At 40.8% G+C, this 24,788-nt stretch carries 23 protein-coding genes and 2 pseudogenes; 15 read left to right on the top strand and 10 right to left on the bottom strand.

Annotation, left to right across the window (positions count from 1 at the left end):
* Window positions 1–14: 14 nt before the first annotated feature.
* The 11 genes and pseudogenes from A8F95_RS13710 to A8F95_RS13670 all read left to right on the top strand — a co-directional run bounded on the left by A8F95_RS13710 (window position 15) and on the right by A8F95_RS13670 (window position 14,193).
* Complete coding sequence (locus tag A8F95_RS13710; protein WP_065411013.1) at window positions 15–1,178, top strand: DUF819 family protein; 1,164 nt, start codon at window positions 15–17, stop codon at window positions 1,176–1,178.
* A 15-nt stretch (window positions 1,179–1,193) separates the two neighbouring features.
* On the top strand, window positions 1,194–2,276 hold the full coding sequence (locus A8F95_RS13705) for a dipeptide epimerase (RefSeq protein WP_065411012.1): 1,083 nt from the start codon (window positions 1,194–1,196) through the stop codon (window positions 2,274–2,276).
* A gap of 29 nt (window positions 2,277–2,305) precedes the next feature.
* A complete protein-coding gene (locus A8F95_RS13700; protein ID WP_077247374.1) occupies window positions 2,306–3,208 on the top strand; it encodes a C40 family peptidase in 903 nt (300 codons plus the stop codon).
* A gap of 539 nt (window positions 3,209–3,747) precedes the next feature.
* Window positions 3,748–5,556 (top strand): reverse transcriptase domain-containing protein, encoded by a 1,809-nt coding sequence (locus tag A8F95_RS13695; RefSeq protein WP_065411011.1) that lies wholly within the window; start codon window positions 3,748–3,750, stop codon window positions 5,554–5,556.
* A 106-nt stretch (window positions 5,557–5,662) separates the two neighbouring features.
* Window positions 5,663–5,782 (top strand): annotated as a pseudogene (locus A8F95_RS21940) (peptidase P60); the annotation flags it as partial.
* Window positions 5,783–6,388: 606 nt separating this feature from the next.
* A complete protein-coding gene (locus A8F95_RS13690) occupies window positions 6,389–7,237 on the top strand; it encodes a MurR/RpiR family transcriptional regulator (protein WP_065411010.1) in 849 nt (282 codons plus the stop codon).
* 731 nt (window positions 7,238–7,968) lie between these two features.
* Window positions 7,969–9,345 carry an MFS transporter gene (locus A8F95_RS13685; protein WP_065411009.1) on the top strand — a complete coding sequence of 459 codons (1,377 nt, stop codon included), beginning with the start codon at window positions 7,969–7,971 and terminating at the stop codon, window positions 9,343–9,345.
* Window positions 9,346–9,360: 15 nt separating this feature from the next.
* A complete protein-coding gene (locus A8F95_RS21740) occupies window positions 9,361–9,816 on the top strand; it encodes an aconitase X swivel domain-containing protein (protein ID WP_077247373.1) in 456 nt (151 codons plus the stop codon).
* Window positions 9,817–9,818: 2 nt separating this feature from the next.
* Window positions 9,819–11,102 carry an aconitase X gene (locus A8F95_RS13680; RefSeq protein WP_176713700.1) on the top strand — a complete coding sequence of 428 codons (1,284 nt, stop codon included), beginning with the start codon at window positions 9,819–9,821 and terminating at the stop codon, window positions 11,100–11,102.
* A gap of 86 nt (window positions 11,103–11,188) precedes the next feature.
* Entirely contained in the window at window positions 11,189–12,160 is a 972-nt protein-coding gene (locus A8F95_RS13675) for an ornithine cyclodeaminase family protein (protein ID WP_065411008.1), read from the top strand.
* A 44-nt stretch (window positions 12,161–12,204) separates the two neighbouring features.
* On the top strand, window positions 12,205–14,193 hold the full coding sequence (locus tag A8F95_RS13670; RefSeq protein WP_245671381.1) for an oxidoreductase: 1,989 nt from the start codon (window positions 12,205–12,207) through the stop codon (window positions 14,191–14,193).
* A gap of 191 nt (window positions 14,194–14,384) precedes the next feature.
* Here A8F95_RS13670 and A8F95_RS13665 read toward each other — a convergent pair whose 3' ends face one another.
* The 9 genes from A8F95_RS13665 to A8F95_RS13625 all read right to left on the bottom strand — a co-directional run bounded on the left by A8F95_RS13665 (window position 14,385) and on the right by A8F95_RS13625 (window position 21,045).
* A complete protein-coding gene (locus A8F95_RS13665) occupies window positions 14,385–14,861 on the bottom strand; it encodes a hypothetical protein (RefSeq protein WP_065411007.1) in 477 nt (158 codons plus the stop codon).
* Window positions 14,862–14,995: 134 nt separating this feature from the next.
* Window positions 14,996–15,823: an urease accessory protein UreD gene (locus A8F95_RS13660; protein WP_065411006.1), complete on the bottom strand. Its 828-nt coding sequence runs from the start codon at window positions 15,821–15,823 to the stop codon at window positions 14,996–14,998.
* Window position 15,824: 1 nt separating this feature from the next.
* Window positions 15,825–16,436 carry an urease accessory protein UreG gene (ureG, locus tag A8F95_RS13655; RefSeq protein WP_065411005.1) on the bottom strand — a complete coding sequence of 204 codons (612 nt, stop codon included), beginning with the start codon at window positions 16,434–16,436 and terminating at the stop codon, window positions 15,825–15,827.
* A 32-nt stretch (window positions 16,437–16,468) separates the two neighbouring features.
* Window positions 16,469–17,155 carry an urease accessory protein UreF gene (locus A8F95_RS13650; RefSeq protein WP_065411004.1) on the bottom strand — a complete coding sequence of 229 codons (687 nt, stop codon included), beginning with the start codon at window positions 17,153–17,155 and terminating at the stop codon, window positions 16,469–16,471.
* Window positions 17,148–17,567, bottom strand: coding sequence for an urease accessory protein UreE (ureE, locus tag A8F95_RS13645; protein ID WP_425415005.1), 420 nt, complete (start codon window positions 17,565–17,567; stop codon window positions 17,148–17,150). The genes A8F95_RS13650 and ureE overlap by 8 nt, the downstream gene beginning before the upstream one ends.
* A 46-nt stretch (window positions 17,568–17,613) precedes the next feature.
* On the bottom strand, window positions 17,614–19,326 hold the full coding sequence (gene ureC, locus A8F95_RS13640; RefSeq protein ID WP_065411002.1) for an urease subunit alpha: 1,713 nt from the start codon (window positions 19,324–19,326) through the stop codon (window positions 17,614–17,616).
* Window positions 19,323–19,646, bottom strand: a complete 324-nt coding sequence (locus A8F95_RS13635; RefSeq protein ID WP_065411001.1) for an urease subunit beta — start codon at window positions 19,644–19,646, stop codon at window positions 19,323–19,325. Before A8F95_RS13635 ends, ureC begins: the two co-directional genes overlap by 4 nt.
* A gap of 23 nt (window positions 19,647–19,669) precedes the next feature.
* Complete coding sequence (locus A8F95_RS13630) at window positions 19,670–19,972, bottom strand: urease subunit gamma (protein WP_065411000.1); 303 nt, start codon at window positions 19,970–19,972, stop codon at window positions 19,670–19,672.
* 473 nt (window positions 19,973–20,445) lie between these two features.
* The gene (locus A8F95_RS13625) at window positions 20,446–21,045 is read right to left on the bottom strand and encodes a dienelactone hydrolase family protein (RefSeq protein WP_065410999.1); all 600 of its coding nucleotides are present in this window, start codon (window positions 21,043–21,045) and stop codon (window positions 20,446–20,448) included.
* A 184-nt stretch (window positions 21,046–21,229) separates the two neighbouring features.
* Between A8F95_RS13625 and A8F95_RS13620 the strand changes: the two genes are divergently transcribed.
* Window positions 21,230–22,414, top strand: coding sequence for an acetyl-CoA C-acetyltransferase (locus tag A8F95_RS13620; protein WP_065410998.1), 1,185 nt, complete (start codon window positions 21,230–21,232; stop codon window positions 22,412–22,414).
* 136 nt (window positions 22,415–22,550) lie between these two features.
* Here the strand turns inward: A8F95_RS13620 and A8F95_RS13615 are convergent, their stop codons facing one another.
* Window positions 22,551–23,195 carry a YczE/YyaS/YitT family protein gene (locus tag A8F95_RS13615; RefSeq protein ID WP_065410997.1) on the bottom strand — a complete coding sequence of 215 codons (645 nt, stop codon included), beginning with the start codon at window positions 23,193–23,195 and terminating at the stop codon, window positions 22,551–22,553.
* A 113-nt stretch (window positions 23,196–23,308) separates the two neighbouring features.
* Between A8F95_RS13615 and A8F95_RS13610 the strand changes: the two genes are divergently transcribed.
* From A8F95_RS13610 to A8F95_RS23070, 3 genes and pseudogenes are all read left to right on the top strand, one after another.
* Complete coding sequence (locus tag A8F95_RS13610; RefSeq protein ID WP_065410996.1) at window positions 23,309–23,761, top strand: MarR family winged helix-turn-helix transcriptional regulator; 453 nt, start codon at window positions 23,309–23,311, stop codon at window positions 23,759–23,761.
* Window positions 23,762–23,786: 25 nt separating this feature from the next.
* Window positions 23,787–24,305, top strand: coding sequence for a spermidine/spermine N(1)-acetyltransferase (gene paiA / locus A8F95_RS13605; protein WP_065410995.1), 519 nt, complete (start codon window positions 23,787–23,789; stop codon window positions 24,303–24,305).
* Between the two features lie 56 nt (window positions 24,306–24,361).
* A pseudogene (locus tag A8F95_RS23070) lies at window positions 24,362–24,541 on the top strand (FMN-binding negative transcriptional regulator); the annotation flags it as partial.
* Between the last annotated feature and the right edge of the window lie 247 nt (window positions 24,542–24,788).

The following is a 24,788-nucleotide window of genomic DNA, read 5'->3' as shown; positions in this document are numbered from 1 at the left end:
AGGAGGAATTGTAGATGATTCAAGATGGTGTGATGTTTGTTTGTTTTTTGCTCGCCTTTACAGCAGTGATTGCCATTGCAGAAAAAACGATTGGCGGGAAGTTCTTTAAGTACGTACCAGGAATTGTTCTGATTTATATTGGCGCCGCTTTAATGAAGACTTTTGGATTTTTCTCTGCCAGTGAATCAGTTGAAACCGCTTACGGAACGATACGCGGCTTGCTTTTGCCAGCGATGCTGATGTTAATGCTGCTTCATTGCGATTTAAGAAAGATTGCCCGTTTAGGTCCCAAAATGCTCTTAACCTTTTTCGCGGCATCTTTTAGTATTATCGCTGGATTCACGATTACTTATGCTCTTCTTCAAGGGCTATACGCGGAAGGAACTTGGAAAGCCTTTGCTGCCCTTAGCGCCAGCTGGACGGGCGGATCGGCCAATATGGTTATTCTTCAAGGAATTTTGAATGTACCGGAAAACATTTTTGGATACGCCTTGATTATGGATACAGTCAATTATTCTGTTTGGGTCATGTTTTTATTCTGGCTTGTGCCGTTAGCGATGAAATTCAACAAGTGGACGAAAGCGGATACCTCTTATATTGATGAAATTACTGCCCAGCTTGAAGCAGAGGACAATGGAGACAAGCACCCAATCGGCTTTGTTGAATTAATTGGCTTTCTTGCACTCAGTTTATTCGTTTCCGCATCCGCCACAAAAATAGGCGCCAGCCTCCCGGAGCTTGGTGCTGCGGTTAATGCTACAACTTGGACCATTATTATTGCATCTGTTATTGGCCTGATCGTGGCGATGACAAAAGTAGGGAAGCTGCCGGGATCAATGGAGGTTTCAAAGGTCATGCTTTATATCGTCATCGCCTTAATCGCTTCTCACGCTGATTTTTCTCAGCTGTTTCAGGCACCGATTTACATTATTTCCGGTTTCATGATCATGTTCTTCCATGGTTTAATTATGGTGATTTTGGCGAAGGTCTTCAAACTAGATTTTTTTACAATGGGGGTCGCCTCACTTGCTAATATTGGCGGTGTCGCTTCTGCTCCTATTTTAGCGGGTTCCTTTAACAGAACGCTTATCCCGGTAGGTATCCTGATGGCCGTCCTCGGCAGTCTGCTTGGCACCTATTACGGTATTTTCACTTCTTATATTTTATCTGCACTCTAAGGAAAGGATGTCATCATGTATATTAATAAACTCAAGGTTTCCATAGAGAAACTTCCATTGGTTAAACCTTTTAAAACAGCGTTACGTACAGCACAAGACATTGACAATATTTTTGTGACGATTGAATTGGAAAATGGCGTAATTGGAATGGGAGCAGCTGCTCCAACCGTTGCCATTACAGGAGATTCAACAGAAGGAATTGCAGGGATCATTGAACATGTCATTGCCCCGCAGCTTATCGGACAAAAAATTACACAGTTAAATCTGCTTTCACAGCTTATCCAGCAATCGTGCGTCGGCAATACGAGTGCAAAAGCGGCTGTTGAAATAGCTGTTTACGATGCAGCCTGCCGTTACTGGAAGATTCCCTTGTTTGAGCTGCTCGGCGGCCAAACGAACCAGCTTCGCAACGATATGACTATCAGCATTGGTGATAAAGAGGAAATGGTGAGCGATGCCTTAAAAATTATCGGGGATGGTTTTTCTATTTTGAAAATCAAAGCGGGGAAAGACTGGGAAAAGGATGTAGAAGGAATTAGTGCCATCCGTGAGGCAGTTGGTGACAAAATCATGCTCCGGATCGATGCGAATCAAGGCTGGTCGGTTAGCCAAGCTATTCAGATCATTCGCGAGCTCGAGGATCGAAAGCTACAGATTGAATTAGTCGAACAGCCGGTGAAAGCTTATAACATTGCCGGATTAAAGGAGATAAAGCGCAGTGTTCACACGCCGATCATGGCAGATGAAAGTTTATTTTCTCCGATTGACGCGATGAAGCTATTGTCAGAACAGGCGGTAGACTATTTAAATATTAAATTAATGAAAACTGGCGGAATCCGCCGGGCGCTGCAAATAGCCGATATGGCGGAGGCAGCAGAAGTAGAATGTATGATTGGCAGTATGATGGAATCGATCGTGAGTGTGTCGGCTGCTATTCATTTGGCGGCTGCTCATCCGAATATTACCAAAATTGATTTAGACGCACCGCTATGGATTAAACAAGAGAATTTCGAAGGCATTACTTACGAAAAAGATCTAATCCAACTCGGAAATGAACCAGGTCTGGGGATTAAAAGGAAGGAAAACCTTTCCTTTTAAATAAATAAAAGAAAGGATGAATGGTAGTTATGTTAAAAAAGTGGTATACTATCGTGTTAACCATCGGAGCTTTATTCTTTTTGTCAATGAGTCCAGCAGAAGCAAAAGGGAAGGCCAATAATAATTATTATGTTGATGTATCAGCAGCAACCTTATGGACAGCCCCTGATTTAGTGAGAGAGGTGGACAAGCCTTCCGCCGTAAATCCTGTTGATTTAAGAAAATGGACAGCAAACATGACATACGAGGACAAGCTTGGCCTCGTTGGGAAGCTGGAAACGCAAGCTTTGTACGGCTCGAAAGTAAAAGTGCTTGAGCAAAAAGGGAATTGGGTGAAAGTCGCTGTCCATAATCAGCCGACGCCCCGTAATGAACATGGCTATCCGGGCTGGATGCCGAAAGCCCAGATTGTAAAAGGGAATAACTTTGAGAACAAGTTAAATCGGCCGTTTGCCCTTGTTACATCGCCAACAGCCTGGTTGTACGAGAATAAACAATTCTCCAAAAAGTTTATGGAAATCAGTTTTAACACGCGTCTTCCTGTTATAAAAGAACTTAAACATGAAATACTTGTAGCAACACCAGGGGATGGAATGAAATGGCTCAAAAAGAAGGATGCAGCTATTTATAAAAGTGAAAAAGCTATTCCAGCTCCAATTGGACAGGGTATTGTGAATACTGGCAAAAAGTTTCTCGGTCTTCCTTATTTATGGGCCGGCATGTCCGGCTTTGGTTTTGATTGTTCAGGGTTTACGTATACCCTGTATCACGCAAATGGAATTGTCATTCCAAGAGACTCTTCTGTCCAGGCAAAGCATGGCACACCGGTCGAAAGGGAGAATCTGCAGGCAGGAGATCTTCTGTTCTTTGCTTACGATCAAGGAAAAGGAAAAGTTCATCACGTAGCTGTTGTGCGCCCGTACGGGCTCTGAAAGATTTTGCTCTAGCAAAGCAATAGGCTAAGAACATAATATACCTATCGCCAACTAACTTATCCACGAGGGAAACCAAATGGGGAGTGTAGCATGTTAGGAAAGCCATAAGTTGTCAAGTTGCCATGACACGACTGAATGGCAAGGCGAAATGTTATAAACGAGGATGAAAGCTAAACTGCTTGAATGATAGTCTGAGCGAGTATAACGTGGCTTATGACGAAAGGTAACTAGAAGACGTCATATAACTCAAAGGGGCGACTAATAAATGGCGAGTCCTCCCGTATGTTCTACGAGTTACGCAGCCCTAGTGAAGGGAAAAAGACGAAAGTCACATCCGACATTATAACAAGCTATCTTCAGAGTACTAAACGGGGATTATCTAAGTGAGCAGGCCATAAGGCTATGACTTAAAGAGTCTGAATAGTTCATATGATAACGGAGTTTCCGTAGTAGTCCGGGCTAGGGAAAACCTAGTACATGGCGAAGGGAAACAGCTTAATCGTTTAATACAACGTATGGAAGGAGCGTGAGGCTTCATGAGAAGTCCAAACAATGTGTTAAACAGTCTAGTTTCCAAGTCTAAAGATTCTACTTATACCTTTAAACGCCTATATAGAAATCTATATAACCCTGAATTTTACTACTTAGCATATCAGAAAATATATGCAAAAGAAGGAAACATGACAAAGGGAATAGATGGAGAAACAATTGATGGTATGAGCTTAGAACGAATAGACAACCTTATCGAAGCGTTAAAAGCTGAAACTTATCAACCACAACCTGTAAAAAGAACATATATACCTAAAAAGAATGGGAAGCGAAGACCGTTAGGTATTCCTTCAATAGACGATAAACTAGTACAGGAAGTACTCAGAATGATACTTGACTCTATATATGAAAGTTCATTCTCGAAACTATCTCACGGATTTCGTCCAAACAAAAGCTGTCACACATCTCTAATGCAGGTCAAAACTACTTTTGACGGAACAAGATGGTTTATTGAAGGAGATATAGAAAGCTTCTTCGATAATATCAATCACCATAAGCTGGTGAACATTCTCAAGAAACGAATTGACGATGAGAAGTTCATCAACCTAATTTGGAAGTTTCTAAGAGCAGGTTATTTAGAAAATTGGACCTATCACAAAACATATAGTGGAACACCGCAAGGTGGAATCATCAGCCCTATCCTAGCCAATATCTATCTAAACGAGTTAGATAAATATGCGGAAAAGTTAATAAGTGAATTTAATAAGGGCATCAAAAGAAAAGTGAACACTCAATATAACAAAATTAACCGACAGCTATTCCAACTGAAAAAGCATCTGCATAATGAATCATTAAGTCCAGTCGAACAAGAGAAAATCACATCAAAGATACAAGAGCTGAGAAAGCTAAGAAGCAAAACTTCAGCTGTTAAACCTGAGGACGCAGAATATAAACGAATGTACTACACAAGATATGCGGATGATTTTCTTATAGGAATCATCGGGAGCAAACGAGAAGCACAACAAATAAAAGATCTGTTATCTGAGTTTCTAAGTAAGGAACTGAACTTGACACTTTCAATTGAAAAAACCCTTATCACGCATTCTAACAAACCAGCTAGATTTCTAGGATATGATGTGATTATTTCACGTAATCAAGATAAAAAAATGTGTAAGGATAGGAAAATGAGAAGAACTAAATCCTATACTTGCACTTTATACGTACCGCAAGAAAAATGGGTTGATAAGTTAAAAGAAATAGGAGCTTTAAAAATAACGCCAAAGGGTACTTGGATGCCTACTCACAGAGCAAGTTTAATCGGTCTCGATGATTTAGAAATTCTAAGCATCTACAACGCGCAAATAAGAGGAATGTACAACTATTACAAACTAGCGAAGAATGTAAGTGTGCTTAACAAATTCTACTATCATATGAAATATAGCCTGTACAAAACCTTCGCTAATAAGTATAAGTCCACCATAAACAAAATAATAGAAAAATACTGCCATGATGGAGTGTTTACAATAACGTATGAAACTAAAAAGGGACAAAGAAAGAGTACGTTGTACTCCGGAAGTTTCAAGTGCGATACGAAAATAAACACTGAAATAACAGAAGACTTACTTCCGAATGAGCAAAAGCTCAAGGGAGAAACAAGTCTGGTAGATAGACTTAAGGCAAGACAATGTGAATGGTGTGACAAAACCGACGTTCCCCTTGAGATGCACCACGTAAGAAAAATGAAAGAGTTAAGCGGCAAAACAAAATGGGAAAAGTGGATGCTTGGAAGACGACGCAAAACTGTAGCTCTATGCACGAAGTGTCACAAAGATTTACACAGTGGGAAGCTAGACTAGGATTAAGTGGAGAGCCGTATACATGGAGACATGTACGTACGGTTCGGGGGAGAGTTCTTGGAAACCTGTCATGGAAACATGATAAGGCGCCGGGTTCTTATCCTACTATATCGGTGATGGAAAAATGATTCACTCCCCTAACAGCTCTACACACGTACGGATCGATCCGATTGAAACATCGGGCTATGGGGAAGAATACGCGGGTGCCCGCCGATATATTCAATAAAATTAAAACATCCACCTAAGGACTGCCTGTCCCGGGTGGATGTTTTTGTCCTCTCTAAAAAGAAGGAATTAAATCAGGCGATTAATCACTTCTTTTCCTTGAAAAGGACTTTTTTATAGGTTCGGCTTACTCCATAAAAATTTTCGATCCCCAAATTGAATGGGACATGTCAAAATAGATAAGAGTCCTGTCAGCATATATAAATCTTCCTCAGTAAAGCTTTACATGTATAAGATTTGTATATTTAGCGCAACAAGAGATTATTTACTCTTTGTACATTTTTATCTTTGGCAACTTTTATTGGACAGATAATGTTGACAATTACTTTTTAGCTATCAACTTTAAGATAATAACTTTTTTTATGTAAACAGGCTGGAGCTTTTCGTCAGAAATAAATTTTTGAATCAAATTCTGGAACATGGTATTCTGTTTTATAGGGACACCTCTTCCTGTGAATGTTTGGTCGGACTTACATTTTACAAGAAGGTGCCCCTTTTTGCCGTTTCTTTATAGAGTGAGCATGAAGTTAGAAGGCCAAGCCTGGCCTCTGATTCAATAGGTTATTAGAACTTGCTGCAATCTACCTAAGAGAGAGAGGATAGCATTATGAATATATTAGACAAAATTATTTCTGTTAAAGACCAGTTGCCTCATAAGCAGAAACAGTTATGCAATTATTTGTTAAATCACCATCAGGGTATTGAATTATTAACAGTTAAAGAACTCGCTAATAAAGCAGGGGTTGGTACGACTACAGTAATGCGATTAGTGGAGAACTTAGGGTTTGACAGCTTCTTTGATTTAAAAAAAGAGTTTCATCATATCCAAGTAAATTATTCTGATAAATGGGAAAGCGTTCAAAAATCTTTTTCCGCAGGCGATAAGGATGTAGAGTACCTATCCCTTTCAAATGTTTGGCAAGAAGGGGTTTCCTTGCTCGATCAAACACTTACTCCACAACTGATGGAAAACTTTAAGAAAGCAATGGACCTCATTGAAAATGCCGAAAGAATTAACTTATTAGGTTTGCGTCCGTATAAAGCTGTGGCAATTTATATGGAGCTGCTAATTGAGGAGTTTCTATCAAAAACGAGACAGTTAAGTTATGACAGTGAGTCTATGATTGACCGAATTTTACAGTTTGAAAAAAATGAGGTCTTTATTGTTTTTAGTTTTTCTCCTTATACTAAGCGTACGATTGATGCGGCAAGTATAGCATATGGGAAAGGAATCCCTGTGATCCTTATTACCGATTACTTATCTTCTCCCATCGCCCAATATGCAACAGCTATTTTAAAAGTGGAATGTAGTGATAAGCATTTTAGTATCATCCCTATCATTGCACTTGTAGAGGCAATGGTCATCGAATTAGGGAAACGGCACGCCAATGAGTCGATTTTAAGAATACGTAATTTAATGGAAGTTTTAAAAGAAAAACAGAATGTGATGGATTAAATATGTGGGGGGGAAGAAGGAAAGAGAGCGTTAATAATTTTTCATAAATCCCAAATTCCTTTTCTTGTCAACCTTATCTAGTTTTTCATTTCAAGCATTACCGGCAGCCGAATAAATTGCTTCTCTTGAAACTGTATCACTCGCCTCTGATTTATTGGCTGCCGCTTCCAAATGAGCATAAAAACCTTCGATAATGTCTTATTTTTGCTAGAGCCTCAATAATGCCTGTGGTGAACTCGCTCATAGGGAAGACCTCTTTTCTGTGAATTGTGTGGTAGTGATTTAATTTTACGAAAAAAGGTCTTCCTTCTTCCACGAAGAAAAAAATTCACAAAAAAAGTTTTAAAAATAGTTCAAAAATTTTGAATAAACAGTATACTATTATCAAGAGAGGAATATTTATTCTATTTTTTTCATCGATGAATATTTTTGTTCCTTCAATTCATTTTGTTAATACACGGTACTATTAAGGGGGGATATGATGCACAACTATTGAATGGTTACTTAAAACAATAAACGCCTACAAAAGAATGCGCTTTCAAAATCCAATGTCATTTCAGTTTGTATCATTACATCTAAACATTCTTCGATCATCACGCATCACTCTTCAAAATTGATGATAATCATTTCAAACATTGCTTCATATGCCAAGCAGGAACTTCACTCTCACAACATCATAGGAAACCGAGGACCCGAAAGAAAAAAAATTACTCAATTACAGGAGGGAATTTATGAATAAAGTCCGCACTATGGAGGAAATGCCTTTAAGTGGATTTCATTTTAAGATGTTTGCCTATACTGGTGGGAGTGCTTTCCTCGATGGATATATTATCGGAATTATTGCGGTAGCGCTTTCTGTCATGCAGCTTCAATTCAATATGTCTTTAACCGTGATGGGACTGATTGGAACGGCAACGCTGGTTGGTATGTTTGTTGGAGGCATGATAGGCGGCTACATTACAGACCTCATTGGTCGGAAGACAATGTTTATCATCGATTTGCTAGTTATGGCTCTTGCGTCAATCCTTCAATTTTTTATCGACGATCCTATGCAGCTGGTTGTTTTGCGGTTTATTTTAGGTATTGCAGTAGGGGCTGATTATCCAATTGCAGGAACCTTGATGGCGGAGTTTTCGCCGAAAAAAAATCGTGGAGCCTTACTTGGAGGACTCGTGGGACTCTGGTACATCGGTTATGCTATTTCCTATTTGATCGGTTACTTTATGCTGTCCATCGGAGATGCAAGCTGGAGATGGATGCTTTTAAGTAGTGCAATCCCTGCGCTCATCTTGCTTTTCGCCCGTTTAAATATGCCGGAATCCCCTCGTTGGCTGGCGAATAAAGGGAAAGAAAAAGAGGCAAACGCTATTGTACGGAAAATATTTGGGGAGGAGGTCATAATGTCAGAGGAACCGGAGACCAAAGAGAAAACTACCTTTCTCGATATGTTTCGAAATGGTTATGGGAAATGGATGCTTTTCGTGGCGGTTTTCTGGTCGCTTCAAGTTGTTCCCACCTTTGCGATCGGTACGTATATTCCCGAAATTCTTGCACAATTTGGTTTTGCCAATGGAACGAGGGAGTACCTTGGATCAGCGGTTATCAACATCGTCTATCTGGCCGGCTTGATTCCTGCTCTTTATTTTGTTGAGAAATACGGAAGAAGGCCTACGCTGATTTGGCCGTTTTTAGTGTCATCTATCACTTTATTCGTAATGGGAGCAACCTCTGGGTTGAACTTGTCATTTGCTTTAATCCTCGTTCTTTTTATCGTCTATGGAACGTTTAATACCGGCATGGGGATTCATCAATGGATTTACCCTAATGAGCTTTTCCCAACCCATATTCGCGGTACGGCAATGGGCTTTGCCACAGGGATAAGCCGGATTGCCTCTTCCATTGGTACGTTTTTCTTTCCGTCCTTTTTGGCGCACTATGGCTTGGCCGCTACGATGTATGTTTGCGGGGCATTGTTTTTCATTGGGTTTTTAGTCTCGCTCTTCATGGCTCCGGAAACAAAGAATATGAGTTTAACGCAAGCCAGTTCCATCAACAAATTCAGTAGCTTGAAGCAAGACAGCTTTACATCGAACAAAACTATTAATTAGAAAGGGAGAACCTTTGTGGCACAACAGAAACCGAATTTAGGGAAAAGCATTTGTATAGCAGGAAATGTGTTGGTTGGAGGAGAAGCAGAGGGGGAAATTGCAGGAACCAATGAAATGTTAAGTTTCTGGGGAGGGTTTGACCCGGCTAGCGGCCAAGTGATTGACCGGCGTCATTCCCTTTATGGGAAAAGCCTGGCATCCAAAGTTTTAGCTATGCCGTGCGGGAAGGGATCAAGCACGGGGAGTCCGGTTCTATTAGATGCAATCGTTACGGGGAATGCCCCAGCCGGGTTGCTGCTAAATAAAACAGATGAAATCCTTGCTTTGGGTGTGGTCGTCTGTGAAGAATTTTTTGATAAGAAGATTCCGATTATTGTCCTAAATAATCATCACTTTGCTGAAGCCGTTAAGGCTAAAAAAGCTAAAATCTTTGCAGATGGAACAGTCATTCTGTATCAAGAAGGAGAATGAAGATGAGCTCTATTAATCTTTCGAAACGAGATCAGCGAATGCTAAATGGAGAAGAAGGAAAAGCAAAACAAATTGCTATGAAAATCATTATCCGGATGGCAGAAATCCAAGGAGCAATCGAGCTTGTGAATATTACCCACGCACATATAGGAGGATCGATCTATACAGGGATCCCCAGTTTAGAAGCAATTGAAAAACTCGTGGAATATGGTGCCAAAGTGTCGGTTCCAACGACGATTAATGCTATTTCTGTAGATAGAAAAAGGTATATACAGCAGGGGATTGATCAGGAATTTGCCAGCAATGCCACCCGTCTGGCTGCTGCATTTGAAAAAATGGGGGTCAAACCAATCTTCTCTTGTACCCCCTACATCTTTCCCGACGGTCCGAGTTTAGGGGAACATATTATGTGGGCCGAATCTAATGCCATTGCCTATGCAAACAGTGTTCTCGGAGCAAGGACAAACCGCCATGGTGATTTTATGGATATTTGCGCGGCGATTACTGGTAGGGTTCCTTTGGCCGGATTACATGAAGAAGAAAATCGGATTGGAACCTTCCTGGTAGAAGTTCCGAATGTCGGAAAAGTGGATACTTCCTTTTATACCGTTCTGGGATATTTAATTGGCAAGCATGCAGGAGAGGATATTCCCGTTATTGAGGGGATCAAAGAAAGGCCTACATTGGAACAATTAAAGTACTTTAGTTCAACCATAGCCACTTCAGGTGCCGTAGGTATGTATCATATGGTTGGAATTACGCCAGAGGCAAAAACGTTGAAGCAGGCACTAGGTGGAAAAGAACCGAAACGGACCCTTCGAATCTCTCAAAAAGAATTACTCTCCGTATGGGAAAACCTTTCAACAAGCGATGGTTCTTCCTTGGATCTTGTTGTCATGGGAAGTCCACATTTTACACTGGATGAATGCAGGGAATTAGCCAAGCTGGTTGAGGGAGAGATAATAAATTCTCAAGTTGACTTTTTAATTACAACGAGCAGCTATGTCTATTCTCAAGCGGAGATTGAAGGGCTTGTAGAAAAAATAGAGAGGTTTGGAGCACGTTTCAGTACAGATATATGCCTATGCATGTTAAATGAAGCCATGTTTCCAAAAACAACAAAGGTAGTTATGACAAATTCCGGGAAATTTGCCCATTATGGGCCGGGTCTGATCAATAAAGGTGTTTACTTTGGAAGCATGAAAGATTGTGTAACATCCGCGATTTCAGGAAAACCGGTAATAGATAAGCCGAACTGGCTGGAGCTAGTCACTTATCCGGAATAGAAGGGGCGTGAACCATGGAGAAAAATCTTTTTTGATACTCCTAAAACGATTGCTAAATCAGCATATATAGAGGGGAGGTGTCCATATTGCTTTTATTATCCGGAGAAGACGTTCAGCGGTTATTGCCTATGAATGAAGCAATGGGGGTAATAAAAGAGGCTTATCGCATTTATGCGAAAAAAGACTACCAGATGCCGGAAAGAATTTTTGCAAAAGTGAAAGAAGATGACCGCTATCTCTTAATGCCGTGCTTGGCCGATGATTGTATCAGCTTAAAGGTAGTCGTTTCGTATCCGTCAAACCAAAACAGGGAAAGCCCTGTAACCCAAGGGGTAGTGTTGGTGAATGATTTGGAAACGGGGGATCCCTTGGCGGTTGTGAATGGAACGGTGCTGACTGCCATTAAAACGGGTGCCGTATCCGGAGTAGCCATGGAAATATTTCGGCATGATGCCGAATCCGTCGGTTTGGTCGGCACAGGATATCAAGGAATCTATCAACTCATGGCAGCGTGCTCTGCCACATCTGTCAAAAAGGTTTATTTATATAACCGAACTCGAGAAAAACTGAAGCCGTTTATAGAAGAATTCCGCCGGTTATCCAGTCGGGAACTGGAGATCATTTCGGTGGAGGATGTTCAAGAACTGATTCGAAAATCGGATATCATCATCACTGCCACCACATCGCTGACGCCTGTACTTCCAAACGTTCCTTCGCTTTATAAAGGGAAAGTAGTGATTGGTGTAGGGTCATACGACCACGATATGAGAGAGTTTCCAAGAGCGCTCTTTGAAGGAGTTGACTATTACTATATTGATTCTGAGCAAGGAAAAGTGGAGTGTGGAGATATCATTGATCCGTTAAAAAACGGATGGGTGAAGGATGAACAAGTGATACTGATGTCAGACCTTTTGGAACAGAAAAAAAAGGTGGAAGCCGACAGAACGCGACCGATTGTGTTTAAAACGGTTAGTATGGCGCTTTTTGATGCGTGTGTGGCGAACTATCTTTATAAGAAGGCAAAAAAGCTAGGGGTAGGTTTTAGTTATCGCATTTAGGGATGGGTTTATTTTCAAGAAGGCTAAAGGGGGAAACTGCATTGATGAATATGACAAAGGAAACCAAATTAGAGAAGCTGTTTAGTCCTTTAAAAGTCGGTAAAAAAGTAGTGAAGAACCGGATCGTTTCTACGGCTCATGCAACGGGATGGGATCTAAACGGTTTGTTGAGTGAGCAGCATATCCGATATCATGAACGGAAAGCGGCAGGGGGAGCAGGGCTCATCATGACTTTCGGCTCCGCTTCTGTCCAAAAAGAGTCTTCCGCTTCTTATGGGTCTATTAGTCTTTGGGATGAACGAAACGAACCAGCCTTGAAGGACCTTGCTGACCGTGTACATGCCCACGGTGCGCTGCTTATCTCGCAAGCCACCCATATGGGAAGACGTGGGACATCTGTGGTAGACGGAAAACCAATTTTCGCTCCATCATGGGTTCCGGAAGGTGTTCACAATGAGGTTCCACATGTAATGCGTACGGATGAGATCCCCCATATCGTTCAGGCTTTTGCGGATGTAGCGAAGCGACTGGAAAACTGCGGGTGGGATGGAATTGAGGTAACGTCTTTTGGCGGGCATCTTATTGAACAGTTTTGGAGTCCGAAATTAAATCATCGTACCGACCGTTATGGCGGTGATTTTGAAGGAAGAATGCGATTCAGCATTGAAGTCATTGAAGCGGTTAGGGCTGCAGTTTCGAGTGATTTTATTATTAGTTTCCGAATGACTGGAGATCCGATGACCGATGCACTGGGCCTTGATCAGGAGGATATGTTGCAAATTGCCAAAAGGCTGGATCAACTAGGCTGTATTGATTTATTTAATATTAATGGAAGTACAGGTGCAACGTATAAAGCCCAAGCGGCTGTAGTCCCTGGAGATACGTTTGAGCGCGGATTGTTTAATGATCTTGCTAGTATGATGAAGGAACATCTTTCCGTTCCCGTGTTGGTTGCCGGCCGAGTTCTTGACCCCTATCAAGCAGAAGAAGCATTGCTGCAGGAAAAATGTGATTTAATTGGTTTGACAAGAGCCATCATCGCTGATCCTGATTTGCCGAATTTATCTCAGAAAGGGGAATTTTCTAGAATTCGCCCATGCATCGCCTGCAGTGAAGGATGTATTGGACGATTATATTCAGGAATGCCGATGATTTGTACGGTAAATCCTGCGATTGAAGACGATTCACTCTATAATATAACCCCGGCCAAAAAGAAACAAAAAATCGTGATTGTAGGCGGCGGTCCCGCCGGATTGGAAGCAGCGCGTGTTTCGGCTGTAAGAGGGCATGAAGTGATCCTTCTAGAAAGCTCCGTTCAATTAGGTGGAAAAGTATTATTGACTTCAGCCGCTAAAGAAAGGCCTCATTACGGACTGCATGTGAAATGGTTGGAAGAAGAAACTGCTAGACTTGGGGTTAGGGTGCACAGGAACATTAACGCGACAGTGGAAACAATTCTGTCCTTGCATCCGGATGTAGTCGTACTCGCAACTGGTTCCAACCAGTTTAATCCATTTTTAAATGAGACTAAAACAAAAGTCGATGTAGTGACAGAAGCAGACCTTTTAGATGGAAAGACCGCTATCACTTCCGGCATGAAAGTAATTGTTTATGATCGTGAAGGTGGGTATCGTGGCGCAAGCGCAGCCATTTATGCGGCGGGAAAAGGGGCTGAAAGAGTGGCAATCGCAACACCACACTGGTCCGTCAGCGATAAATTAGATGATATGAGAAAAGCTGAGATGTATAGCCTTTTAGGAAAGAATCATATTATACACCTGCCTAATAAGGAATTGGCCGTAACCTCCAACGGACAACTCGTTTTGAACGATATGTGGTCTAATGACAGAAGTTTAATAGAAGACAACGAACTCGTCGTCCTAGTTGGTTTTGAACAAGGGGATAACCGCCTTTACGAACAGATTCAATCAGCGGCTCCTGAACTCAAACTCTTTCAAATTGGAGACAGTATCGCTCCTAGGCGACTGCACGACGCAATCAGGGAAGGAGCACAAGCTGCTGTAAAGTTATAATGCATGGGAACGGTTCCGAACAGGATAAGATTGGAATCTTACGTGTAAAAAGACACAGCTAGTTGAAATAACAGAGTGAATAAGAATAGAATGGCTACACAAACACTTGAGCATTGTGGGATTGGTAGCCTCTGGAACACCGAAAAATGAGATGAAAATAAAATAAGCCCAGGAAAAAAGAAGGCCCTATATCAGCGGCCTTCTTTTTCTTTTATATGATCGGCTATTTTTTCATGAATTTCGTTCTCGATTGCCTCAACATGTTTATCTTCGAGCTTTTGTTGAGGCTGAGGATGAAACCATTGGATTTCCCCTTCGTGAACAAACCCTTTAAATTCCTCTCCCTGCACTTGCAATGTGAATTGGTGGCGTTCATGCACCTCGTCTTCAAAGGCAGGCTTAATCTCTAAATCTTCCACACGGCTGGAAATCCCATGCTGTCTCATTAATTCGTATATAGTGGATTCAATCGCAGCCATTTCTTCTTTGCTCACTATTTGTTGTGGGTGAGGATGCATCCATTGAATGGTGTCTTCATGGAAATAACCCTTAAACTCATCTTCTTCAATTTTAAATGTAAAGGAATATCTTTCATGAACACGGTTCGGAAATACGGTTTCCACCTCAAAATCTTCAAGTACTGGTTCATCTTTATTTTCCGCAGTCATTGCCTAAACCCCCTAAAAAGTAGTCTAATTAAATCGTTTCCCTAATTTAAGCAAAGTAATCTGTATTTTTGAAGAAAAGTGATTTTTTTTCAAAAAGAATCCGACAGCTATTAATGCTGTCGGATTTTAATTAATTAATACTTTCTTAACGAGCGTGGGGTTATGTCAAACCATTCCTGACTGATCAAGCGATGGCACTCTGCAAATACTCGTTCGATTATCTGGGTAGAATTAGCTAAAATCCGTATGCTGAAGCCTTCCACAGGCAGTTTTGAAAGGCCAAACTTTATACGATTGGAGCCAATAGAACAAATTAATTCGTACAATTTGTCTAAGAGGCCGCTATTCGTTTTTTCACTAACAACAATCATAGAACCAAGATGGGTAAAGCCTTCCAGAAAGCCTAACCCTGCCATGTTTTGCCTAGCTGGTGTCAGCTTAATATGATCAAATACAGCAAGTTCGCCGTCTAAATAAACTTCATTTATTAGCTGCACAGTATCATAGGTGAATCTTTCACCACTTGGAGACCAGCCTGCAGTAAGAATGTCTGTATAAAGAAAAGTAGCTCCAGACTCCATTCGAACAATATTCTTCTGCTGATACCGAGCGTTTTCATAAGCAATTAGCGGATCTGGAAGAAACTCTAGATAGCTGCCTTTCTTTAAGGAAATTTCAGTCTCCTGGTAGGCATAGTCCTTAGGAGTCTTATATACCTTCGTTGCGGATTGAGTCGTTAAAGTGACCCTCGCACCTTCATTAACTGTAATTTTCATCTGGTACCGATCACCATCTAAGTATCCGCCGCCGGGATTTAATAAGTAATAACACACTTGGCCTGTATCATCGTGGTACACTGGCCGCATTACTTTAAATGCCCCTTGGAAAAATACGTTTTTAGCAACCGTTTTTCCCTTCCGTTCTTCCAGGTCCAGTGATAGAACCCCTGTCCAGTTCGTCATATTATTCCAATCCTTTTAACAATGCATATTTCTTAATCCATTCAATGACCTCATTGAGGCCTTTCTCATTTTTTAAGTTTGTAAACACGAATGGCTTGTCGCCGCGAAAAACTTTTGTATCTTCAGCCATTACTTCTAAACTGGCACCAACAAAAGGGGCGAGGTCTGTTTTATTGATAATGAATAAGTCAGATTTAATCATACCTTGACCGCCTTTGCGTGGAATCTTTTCCCCTTGGGCCACATCGATTATATAAATGGAAAAATCGACGAGTTCAGGGCTAAAGGTAGCTGCTAGATTATCGCCGCCGCTTTCTACAAAAATCAATTCTAAATCGGGGTGTCGCCCAATCAGCTCATCAATGGCCGAAAAGTTCATCGATGCATCTTCACGGATGGCCGTATGAGGACAGCCGCCGGTTTCCACTCCAATGATACGGTCTTCAGGCAATACACCATTTTTCATTAAAAATTTAGCATCTTCTTTCGTGTAAATATCATTTGTGACGACAGCCATGTTAAGTTCGTCTTCCAAATGGCGGGTCAGTTTCTCAACAAGCATCGTTTTTCCTGCACCAACAGGTCCTCCAACACCAATTTTAACTGGTTCCATTGAAACACTTCCTTTTCTTTTTAGGTAAACTATTAAGACATAAAAATGCGAATATTAACTCGCTCATGCTCCATTTGAGCAAGTTCCAGTCCGGGCGACACGATGCCGAAATCGTTTTCCGGAAGTTGTATAATTTTTTCTGCTGCACGCTGTAGTTCAGAATGAAATTGATGAGTAATGACTTGTCCTGCTGTCTGGCCAAGAGGAATGGCACGCACAGCATTTTGAACAAGACTTGAAACGGCAGAATACAAATAATAGAGGATGGCATTGGGCTTTGGCACCTCAAGACCATGGGCGACCATTGTAAACACAATGGCAGGATGGGCAAACGACTGCTTGTTTTTAATTTGATCCCTATATAAAGCGAGCAGGGGGAAAGCATATAAAGATTGAGAGAGTTTTAACATGCGATCTCCAATCATATTAGTGCCTTCGCGTGTTTCCCGTGGCAAATTTTGGACTGTTAATAGGCGGCCCATCTTCCATACTTGTTCAAGGTCTTCTCGCAATAGCGCGTCATAAACAAGCCGGCAGGCAAGACCATCTGTATAAATGAGCTGTTCGTGCACATACACTTGAAGCCACTCGAAAAAAGTTCTCTGATCTCTTACTACATCAGATTGTATATAGCTTTCCAAACCGAAAGAATGGCTAAAAGCACCCGTTGGAAAGTTAGAATCACACAATTGAAATAAAGAAAGCAAATTTTTATCCATGACTGTGACCTATATGTCGGAATGCTTGCTTTACTTTTCTGTCCTCCCGTTTAAAAGGGATGTCTAGTTCTTGCAGCAGCTCCTCTACCAAGTAATCATATTGGACAAGCATATTATTTTCTTCAAATTGGGCAGGGAGGTGGCGATTGCCAAGCTGGTGGGCGATCGTGCCCATTTCCTTTATGCTGCGGGGGCTGATAACGATCAAATCATCGGTCAATACGTCAATAACAATCATGTTTCTTTCGTCCATGTATAAGACATCACCAGCGAAAAGATCACGTTGTTCTTTTAGGCGAATGCCGAGTTCTGTGCCATGATCAGTCTTTACACGCTGGATTCGTTTGACTAAATTCGCGCTTTCCAAATACACTTTTTCTATATGGCGCTTGTCAATTTCGCTTTGTTCCATATTCTCCAAGTTGGTTATCACTTTTTCAATAATCAATGCATTCACCTCAGAATAAGAAATATCGCTGGCCCATCGGCACAGTGTCTACCGGGTCGCATGTGAGCAATTCACCGTCTACTCTCACTTCATACGTTTGCGGGTCCACTGTAATGTCAGGTGTTTCGTTATTTAGCTTCATGTCTTTTTTCGATAATGTTCGAATGCCGCCAACAGGGAGGACAAGCTTTTCAAGGCCAAGCTTTTCATGAACGCCTTCATCAAAAGCAGCTTGAGAAATAAAAGTTACAGAACTTTTTGACAATGCTTTTCCGTACTGAGCATACATTGGCCGTGAAATGTATGGCTGAGGGGTTGGAATGGAAGCATTGGCATCTCCCATTAAGCCAATGACAGCAAGGCCGTTTTTAAGTACCATTTCAGGTTTCACGCCAAAAAATGCTGGCGACCATAAAACAAGATCCGCTATTTTTCCCACTTCAATTGAACCGACATGGTTGGATATACCGTGTGTAATCGCTGGGTTAATCGTGTACTTAGCGATGTAACGCTTTGCCCGGTTATTATCTGCGTACTGACTGTCCCCTTTAAGGAGACCTCTTTGCATTTTCATTTTGTCTGCCACTTGCCATGTACGCAAAGTGACTTCACCAACGCGGCCCATTGCTTGGGAATCGGAACTCACCATACTAAATACACCCATATCATGCAAGATGTCTTCTGCAGCAATTGTTTCCCTTCTAATCCTGGAATCCGCAAAAGCAATGTCTTCCGGCACGGAAGGATTTAAGTGGTGGCACACCATCACCATATCCAAGTGTTCATCAATTGTGTTAACAGTGTAAGGCAGGGTAGGATTCGTTGAAGACGGTAAAATGTTGTGATATCCCGCTGATTTAATTAAATCCGGGGCATGTCCGCCGCCCGCGCCTTCTGTGTGATACATATGAAGAACTCGGTCTTTCACAGCAGCCATTGTCTGTTCCATAAATCCGCTTTCATTTAATGTATCTGCATGAAGAGCTACTTGGATGTCATATTCATCAGCAACTCTGAGAGCATGATCAAGTGATGAGCCAGTTGCTCCCCAGTCCTCATGAACTTTTAAACCGATTACTCCAGCTTTTACTTGTTCTATTAAAGGTTCGGTAGAAGCGGCATGACCTTTTCCTGTGAAGCCGATGTTGATAGGGAGGCCTTCTGCAGCCATGAGCATCCGGTGGATATTCCATTCACCTGGCGTCACAGTTGTGGCCTTTGAACCAGCTGCAGGGCCTGTACCGCCGCCAATTAAAGTAGTTGTGCCAGATGCCAGTGCTACTTGAACTTGTCGGGGATTAACAAAATGAACGTGAGTATCAATGGCCCCGGCTGTCACGATTAACCCTTCGCCGGCAATGATTTCCGTTGAAGCACCAATAATGATATCGACATTATCCATAACAAGCGGATTGCCGCTTTTGCCAATTCCCGAAATTTTGCCATCCCGGATAGCAAGATCCGCTTTCACAATGCCTGTGTAATCAAAAATAATGACATTCGTGATAACTGTATCCGCTACGCCATCTGCTCTAGTAGCAAGGGGATGCTGGCCCATTCCATCACGGATGACTTTTCCGCCGCCAAAAACAACTTCTTCTCCATATGTCGTATAATCCTTCTCAATTTGAATAAACAAATTTGTATCAGCGAGCCGAACAGAGTCTCCAGTCGTGGGACCAAACATTTCTGAATATTGCTTCCTTGACATTTTAAAACTCATAATTCACCCTCTCTTTCTAATGAGCCGTCTACTTTATTATTAAATCCATAAACTCGACGTTCACCAGCAAATTCAATTAGCTGTATTTCTTTTTCGTCACCAGGTTCAAAGCGTACTGCCGCACCAGCAGGAACGTTTAATCTTTTTCCATAAGCTTCTTCTCTATTGAATTGAAGAGCTTCATTAACTTCATAGAAATGAAAGTGAGAACCTACTTGAATAGGGCGGTCACCGGTATTTGTAACAGAAATAGTAAAAAACGCTCTGCCTTCATTACAAATAATTTTGTCTTCCTTCAAGACATATTGTCCTGGATGCATCGATCAATCCCTCCTGAAAATGTTTATCGAATCGGTGTGTGGACAGTTACAAGTTTCGTTCCGTCTGGAAATGTTGCTTCCACTTGTATATCTGGAATCATTTCCGGGATGCCTTCCATGACATCTTCCCGCGACAAAATGGTCGCTCCGTATTCCATTAATTCTGCAACGGACTTTCCATCTCTTGCCCCTTCTAATACTTCATACGTGATCAGAGCAACTGCTTCCGGATGATTTAGCTTTAAGCCTCTTTCCTTCCGGCGTCTGGCAAGATCTGCCGCTACTACAATCATGAGCTTGTCAATTTCCCGCGGCGATAAATGCATAGTTCTAACCTCCTTAAATGTAATGCAGGCATTAAAAAAAGCCCTCTGAGGGACTTTTAGGAGTTTTGCTTTAATTTTAAAAACTACCTTTCTATCATTCCCTCAGAACCAGGAGATTATCTCCTTTAAATCATCTTAGCATAATAATTTTCAAAGGTAAAATTTGATGTGATAAGTTTTGTTTTTAAAAAATATTATTAAAAGAATAATAACTTCTAAGATATAAAGAAAAACAAGGCGGATCATTTATTTGTTTTTATTTATAGCCACGTTATAGGAGAAGGGATAAGGCATGGCACACCCGCCAAAAGGAGATCTTCTATGTGTTATGTCTGTTCGAGAAGAAGGACGATATGCCATGTAGCTGTTTTTAAGGAACAATGGCAAAAAATATACTGGTGCTCATTGATACATTTAATAAAATAAAAACGTCCACCTAATCTGCAGGTAGACATTCTTTTAAAAATGCACAATTAATGATATGTCGATTCGATAAACTTTAGTAACTCATGACATGCTGCTTGTGCCGATTCTGCATGATAATTTTGAGAGAAAGGATCGCTAAATCCGTGCTTCCCGGTAAATTTATGAGTTGTAACATTCTTTTTCTGTAACTTTAATAGCAATGGACCTACATCAAATGATGTTTCTTCCTGTGGAAAAAACAAGAGGACAGGGCACCGTGGTGATATGTCTAAGTAGTCTCTAATACGGGAGCCATAATATCCTACGATCCCATCTGCTAGTTTTTCGGTGCTGCAAAGCCATGCGACTGTTGCTCCTACACTAAATCCCACGACAAATACTTTTTTGTATTTCTCCTTCGCCTCTAACAATACATCCTTCACTACAGCAGCAGCTTTTGTAAAGCCAACCTTCTCCATGAAATATTGATAAGCCAATGCCTCCTCGGAATAAGGAAAAGGAACCTCCCGTCCTAATAAATTAGGGCAGATAACATCCATTCCTCTGTCTGCTAATAAGTAGCAGATACTCTTCATATGCTGATTTATACCATAGATTTCATGTATGATAATCACGACAGTATCAGATTCCTTATGTATATGAATCATGCTAAAGCTCCTCTCGAACGTAAAGATTCATTGTTTAAAAGAAATACGCTGAACTTCACGATTAGTTTCAACCTTTCTCTATGAATGAGTAATTTTTCAGCTTAGAGATTCCTTAACAAAAAAAGTGAATAGCTATTCATAATGTGCTATAGTAGAGAGGAAATCGAGGATGGGGGGATGAAGCATGCAGTCTGTTTATTTAATTGAAGGCGCAAGAACACCATTTGGAGCCTTTGGCGGGGAATTAAAAGGAGTATCAGATATTGACCTCGGGGTAACAGCCGCAAAAGCTGCGATCGAAAAGAGTTCCTTATCATCAGAAGAAATCGAGGATGTTGTGTTTGGCAGTGTGATTCATACAACGAAAGCCGCTTCTTATTTAGCACGCCATATTAGTTTAAAAAGCGGAGTACCTGAACAAACACCAGCACTGACAGTGAACAGGCTGTGCGGTTCGGGCTTGCAGGCAATCGTATCAGCGACTCAAGCGATTCTTTTAGGCGATGCTGACACTGCACTTGCAGGCGGAACAGAAAATATGAGTCAGGCACCTCATGTACTGCGTCACACTCGCTTTGGCTCTCCGTCCGGTCCGCCGCCAGTAGATGATATGTTGTGGTCGACCCTTACCGATCAATATATCGGCTGTGGCATGGGCATTACCGCAGAAAATCTAGTCAAGAAATATGAAATCAGCCGTAAGGAGCAGGATGAATTTGCTCTCGAATCACATAAAAAAGCAGCAAAAGCACAAGCTTCAGGCCGATTGAGCGAAGAAATTATTCCGGTTCTTCTTACTGATAAAAAGAACCGAACGATTACCATTTCGGAAGATGAACACATCCGAAAGGACGTCGATCTCGAAAGTCTCGGTAAGCTGAAACCAGCTTTTGCAAAAGACGGAACTGTAACGGCCGGCAGCTCAAGTGGGATTAATGATGGAGCAGCTGCAGTAACTCTTGCTTCAGAATCATTTTTGGCGAGCCGCTCGAACATAAAGCCGCTTGCCAGGATTGTTTCATGGGCAGTTGCTGGAGTAGACCCGAATATCATGGGAATTGGACCTGTACCAGCAAGCGAAGCCGCACTCAAGAAAGCAAATTTAACATGGAATGATATTGAACTAATCGAACTAAACGAAGCATTCGCCGCACAATCACTTGCGGTAATAAAGCAGTTGGACCTTGATCCGCAAAAAGTGAACGTCAATGGGGGAGCGGTAGCACTCGGCCATCCGGTCGGAGCAAGCGGAACTCGCATCACGTACTCACTCGCTCTGGAATTAGAAAAGCGTAAAGCGAAATATGGCCTTGCTTCTCTTTGTATTGGCGGGGGACAAGGAATTGCTATAGTGCTTGAGCGGGCATAGTCTATTAAACGCAGATTGATTATTTAAATAAAAAATCATCATTTTCAATGAAGTTTGATTAAAAACCCTGTATTTTGCAGAGTTTTCTCTTTAATTATGAGGTAGCATGAGTTGAACAAGATAAGTAAAAAGCATTCTATGTAGAATGCTTTTTATCGTTATTACAATTTGGTGAAATACTAGAGGGGGTTAACAGGCGGGCCAATGCCTTTTCAGTAACTGGCATAAAGTAATTAAGTATGAGCCCTCCTAAACAAACGGTTAATAAAGTTCCAACGCCGATGGGTCCATGTAAAATCACGGCTATGATCAAGAATACAAGGTAAACGAAGGTTCTCGAAAAAAAGATATTCGTTCTAGTCAATTCTTGGATGATTAATGTTAATCGATCAATGGGGATCGGGGCAAAATTTGTATGTAAATAGGTTGCAGTTCCTAGCCCGATCACAACTAAGCCGATGCCAAAACAAACCACTTTGCTGTACCATAATTCAGGTGTGATCACACTGTGCAATAAGAAAAGCCACATATCAATACCGATCCCTGTTATAACGGCTGTTAACAATCCCAAAACCTCTGGTCTTTGTTTTTGTAAGAATGAATTACAACAGATCAATAGTAAAGCGATAATGATTTCCCAACTTCCTACAGTAAGCCCTACGTGTATGGATAGCCCTACTAAAAGCGCATCAAAAGGTGAAGTTCCAAGGTCTGATTGTATAGTGAAGGCAATACCGAGCGTTAATATGAAAATACCTAACACATAAAAAATATACTTCACTTTACTTCACCTCTTTATCGTTGCTTTTGTTGCATATACAGCAAAATTAAGTTAAATTTAGTATATGTTATTTTTATAGCATTTGCAATAAAATATAAAATAAGGAGTTAATGATGAAGGAAATTCTTCGTGAGATTGGAATGATAGCAAGGGCGTTAGATTCGATAAGCAATATAGAGTTTAAAGAATATGACCTTACAAAAGGGCAGTATTTGTATCTTGTGCGAATATATGAAAACCCCGGAATCATTCAAGAAAAGTTAGCTGAGATGATAAAAGTAGATCGAACAACGGCCGCTCGCGCTATAAAAAAACTTGAGCTCAATGGCTTTATTGAAAAGAAAGAAGATCAACAGAACAAAAAAATAAAGAAGCTCTTTCCAACAGAGAAAGGGAAATATGTTTATCCTTTTATAAAAAGAGAACATGACTATACCGATAGCATCGCATTAGCAGGATTTTCTGAAACAGAAGTAGAAACTATTTTCAATCTTCTTCAGAGAGTAAGAAAAAATATAGAAAAAGACTGGGAATTTGTAAAAAAGGGAAACAAGAGAAATTATTAATGATCTAAGGGAGCGACAGATGTAAATGACGATAAAGATAAAAAAGTGTACCGGTGAAGATTTATATCAGTTGCAAGAAATTAGTTATGAAACATTTAGTGAGACATTTAAGCATCAGAACTCACCTGAAAATATGAATGCCTATTTGGAAAGGGCCTTTAACTTAACACAATTAGAAAAAGAGTTATCTGCTATCTTTTCACAATTCTTTTTTGTTTATTTGGATAATGAAGTCGCTGGATATTTAAAAGTCAATATCAATGATGCCCAGTCTGAAGAGATGGGGGATGAATCACTTGAAATCGAAAGGATTTATGTAAAGAACAAATTTCAAAAACATGGGCTTGGTAAATTCTTGCTGCATAAAGCTATAGAAATGGCGAGGGAATGTAACAAAAAGAAAATCTGGCTAGGTGTATGGGAGAAAAATGAAAATGCTATTGCTTTTTATAAGAAAATGGGATTTGTTCAAACCGGAGCCCACTCTTTTTATATGGGAGATGAGGAACAAATAGACTTTATCATGATCAAAACGCTCATATAAATTTTGTAAAAGGTGGCTAACTACGTACGTTCCAAAATTTTTTAAAGGCACAAATACTAAAAGGGATAGTTGAATTTAGGATTAAGGCGGAAGACATTCAGGCTGCCTATAAATTAAATCAGAACAGAAATGAAACAGATTATATGAATATCATTGATCAATTACAAAAAGAAGGAAATTCAAATTCGAAACAAATAGCAGAGCTAATGGAAAAGAGAGTGAAAAACCGCATATAAGCCTGCTTTTATAAAGATTAACCATAAAGCTGTTTAGAGAAACGTCCAATTTGATTAACCTTTTTCAAAAGGGATTTTTTTATTCTATCGTAACACGTTGATTTCTGGAGTGCTGCTGAACAAACTGTCTATTAGAGTAACAGAGCGAACGTTTATCTAACAGGATGGACGTTTTTCTTATTGTAAATTTGCTTATTCATTATATAATATTAGTATATTCAAATATTTGAATATACTAATATTATAA

The organism is Pseudobacillus wudalianchiensis, assembly GCF_001685015.1.
GTDB classification, from domain to species: Bacteria; Bacillota; Bacilli; order Bacillales; family Domibacillaceae; genus Pseudobacillus; species Pseudobacillus wudalianchiensis.
The sequence above is the reverse complement of the archived record's forward strand: the minus strand, read 5'-3'. Positions and strand labels throughout refer to the sequence as shown.